The 2,763-nt window shown below is 62.0% G+C and carries 3 protein-coding genes; 1 reads left to right on the top strand and 2 read right to left on the bottom strand.

Annotated elements, in window-relative coordinates:
• Together I5M_RS22615 and I5M_RS22610 are read right to left on the bottom strand one after the other, a co-directional pair.
• On the bottom strand, positions 1–224 hold a 224-nt coding region (locus I5M_RS22615; RefSeq protein WP_031337332.1), incomplete at its 3' end, for an inorganic phosphate transporter.
• 15 nt (positions 225–239) lie between these two features.
• Entirely contained in the window at positions 240–884 is a 645-nt protein-coding gene (locus I5M_RS22610) for a DUF47 domain-containing protein (RefSeq protein WP_022723486.1), read from the bottom strand.
• 523 nt (positions 885–1,407) lie between these two features.
• Between I5M_RS22610 and I5M_RS22605 the strand changes: the two genes are divergently transcribed.
• On the top strand, positions 1,408–2,763 hold a 1,356-nt coding region (locus I5M_RS22605; protein ID WP_022723485.1), incomplete at its 3' end, for a DUF4407 domain-containing protein.

The following is a 2,763-nucleotide window of genomic DNA, read 5'->3' as shown; positions in this document are numbered from 1 at the left end:
ATGATGCCCGTGCCGATGGTGTTGGCGACGTGCAGTCCGAATCCGAGAAAGGCGACGAAGTTGAAGAACGCGGCCCACAGCACGGCGAATGCCGGCCGCAGCACGCGGGTGGACACGATGGTGGCGATCGAATTCGCCGCGTCGTGCAGACCGTTCAGGAAGTCGAACAGCAGCGCGATCGCGATCAATCCGACCAGCACCGGCAGCCCGATCGTAGCTTCCACGGCCCCGGCCCTGCCCTAGACTTGCTCGATGACGATCGAGTTGATCTCATTAGCGACGTCGTCGAAACGGTCCGCGACCTTCTCGAGATGATCGTAGATCTCGGCGCCGACGATGTAGTCCATGGTGTTGGCGCTGCGGTGCTTGAGGTAGAGTTCCTTCAGCCCGATATCGTGCAGATCGTCGACGCGGCCCTCGAGCTTGGTGATCTCCTCGGTCATCGCCGTCAGCATCTGCAAATTCGGACCGATCGACTTCATCAGCGGCAGCGCGCGGTCGACCAGATTGGCGCTTTCGATCAAGATCGCGCCGATCTCGCGCATCGGCGGCTCGAATTCCCGCACCTCGAACAGCATTACCGCTTTGGCGGTCTGCTGCATCTGGTCGATGGCGTCGTCCATCGAGGTGATCAGGTTCTTGATGTCGACCCGGTCGAACGGCGTGATGAAGGTGCGCCGCACTGCCGTCAGCACCTCGCGGGTAATACCGTCAGCCTGCCCCTCGAAATGGCTGACCCGCTGGCAGTGTTTGACGGTATCTTCGCCGCCGCGCAGCATATCGCGCAGCGCTTCCGCTCCCTGCACCACAGTCTGGCTGTGCCGGGCGAACAGGTCGAAAAACCGTTCCTCCTTCGGCAGGAAGGTTCGAAAGATTTTCAGCATCGGGGGATATCCGTCTGAAACGGCAATGGTCCTGGCCGGCGGCCGGGTTCACATGAGCGTCATAAATCATCCCGGCCGGCTTCGCGCAACCGCCTTTCGTTGGGCATCGCCGCGGATGATCCGAGGGGCGCCGGCCTGGGCCATCCCCCGCCTCCAAGCCCCCGTCCCGCTCTCACAGCCGACTGCGCAGGGCGCGAATCAAATCGGCACCGGATTGATTCGCTTCAGTTGCGCACAACGTTGACGAATTGATTCGCGACGGTATCCCATGGCTGAGTGATTAGTTGTCAACTCGTCGCCTCGAAAAAATCTGCGACCTGCTACGCGATCGTGCGATCGCTTCCGCCGAAGCAAAGTTCTCTTCTCGTGTCGAATAGTTAGCACCGATTTCTGATGTGTTGACGTAGCACGGTCGCCGGTCGTGAGACGTTGCGCGCATATTGAACCGGGAATCGTTCTGTTAGACTCGCAGCCAGTCCTGTCATTTCCAACCGCGGCGCAATTACCGCAGAATTGGGCGGCCATGATTCAACGCGTGCTTGGCATCATCGCTGGCGTCGATCGCAAAACCCTGGACAGCTGTCCGGCATCGGACAAATTGTGGGCGGCGCATCTCGGTGCTTCGCTCTGCCTGTCTTTCATCGTCGTGCTCGGTGTCTCGTTTCACGCCAGCGGCTATATGATCGAAAGCGTGACAACGCGCCTGCTCGTCTCCAGCGTCATCGCGCTGACCGTGCTGATGTTCGATCGTGCGCTGTGCCAGTCGGACTGGTTCTATCAGGGCACGCTGTGGAACACTGCACCGATCGTCTCGAACGCCGAAGCCAAACAGACTGCGTGGCGCTTTGTCCGCGTCGGTATCCGGTTATCGATGTCGTTTGGGCTGGCCTGGGTGATCGCGATGTTCCTGGAGCTGGCGATCTTCTCGGGCACCATCAACGAGAAGATCGAGGCTGACCGCGTCGCCGCCAACCAGCCGATCTACGCCAAGATCGCGAAGTACGAAGGTCAGCTCGACGCCGAAGTGAAGCGCCGCCAGGCCGGCATCGACGAACTCGAAGCGCTGCACCGCGCCGCGCTGACCGAGACACCGGCGCAGGAGCCCACCACCAAGACACGCGCCGACGAGATCGACCAGCAGATCAAGGCGCTCAACGCACGCGAGACCGAAATCCGTAACACCATTGCCGAGATCGGCGCCGCTATCCAGCGCTACACGGTGGACATGAATGCCGAGGAGTACGGGCTGAAAGCCAGTCCGGGCAATTCCGGCCGTCCTGGCGCCGGTCCGCGCTACGAATTCGCCCGGAAGCAGCGCGAAGCAGCCCAGGCACAGCGCGCCGAGCGCGAGGCCGAGATCAATCAGATTCATCAGCGCCGCGAAGAACTCCGCGCCGCGCAAGCCAAGGTCAGCGCCGACGCCGTGGCCGCGCGCGAGCAGGACCGCGTCGCCATCAAGGCCAAGGCCGACGCGCTGCAGGCGCGGATCGACGATGCCCGCGCCGAGCTGAAGCAGTTCGAGATCCAAAAGGCGGTGAACGTCGAAGCGTTCCGCAAGCAGGCGCTGGCGGAGTCGTACTACCAGGACAAGCGCGACCGCATCGATCCGCTGACGCGGATCGCGGCCTATCAGGAACTGAAGAACGATCCCAAGGACGGCGGCACCATGACGCTGTTCTCCTGGATGACGCGGTTCTTCATCATCTTCCTGGAAATCGTCCCGGTGGTTGCGAAAATCTTCTTCTCGCCGCCGTCGGTCTACGCCGCCAAGATCCAGGCCGAAGTCGAACGCGCCCGCCAGCGCATCGAGAACAACGAAGACCTCGACGACGACAAGCCTGAACCGGCTCCGGCAATGGTCGCGCCGACGGCTGCAGCG

This window comes from Rhodopseudomonas sp. B29 (assembly GCF_000333455.1).
In the GTDB taxonomy this organism is placed as follows: Bacteria; Pseudomonadota; Alphaproteobacteria; order Rhizobiales; family Xanthobacteraceae; genus Rhodopseudomonas.
This window is presented reverse-complemented; position numbering and strand designations above follow the sequence as displayed.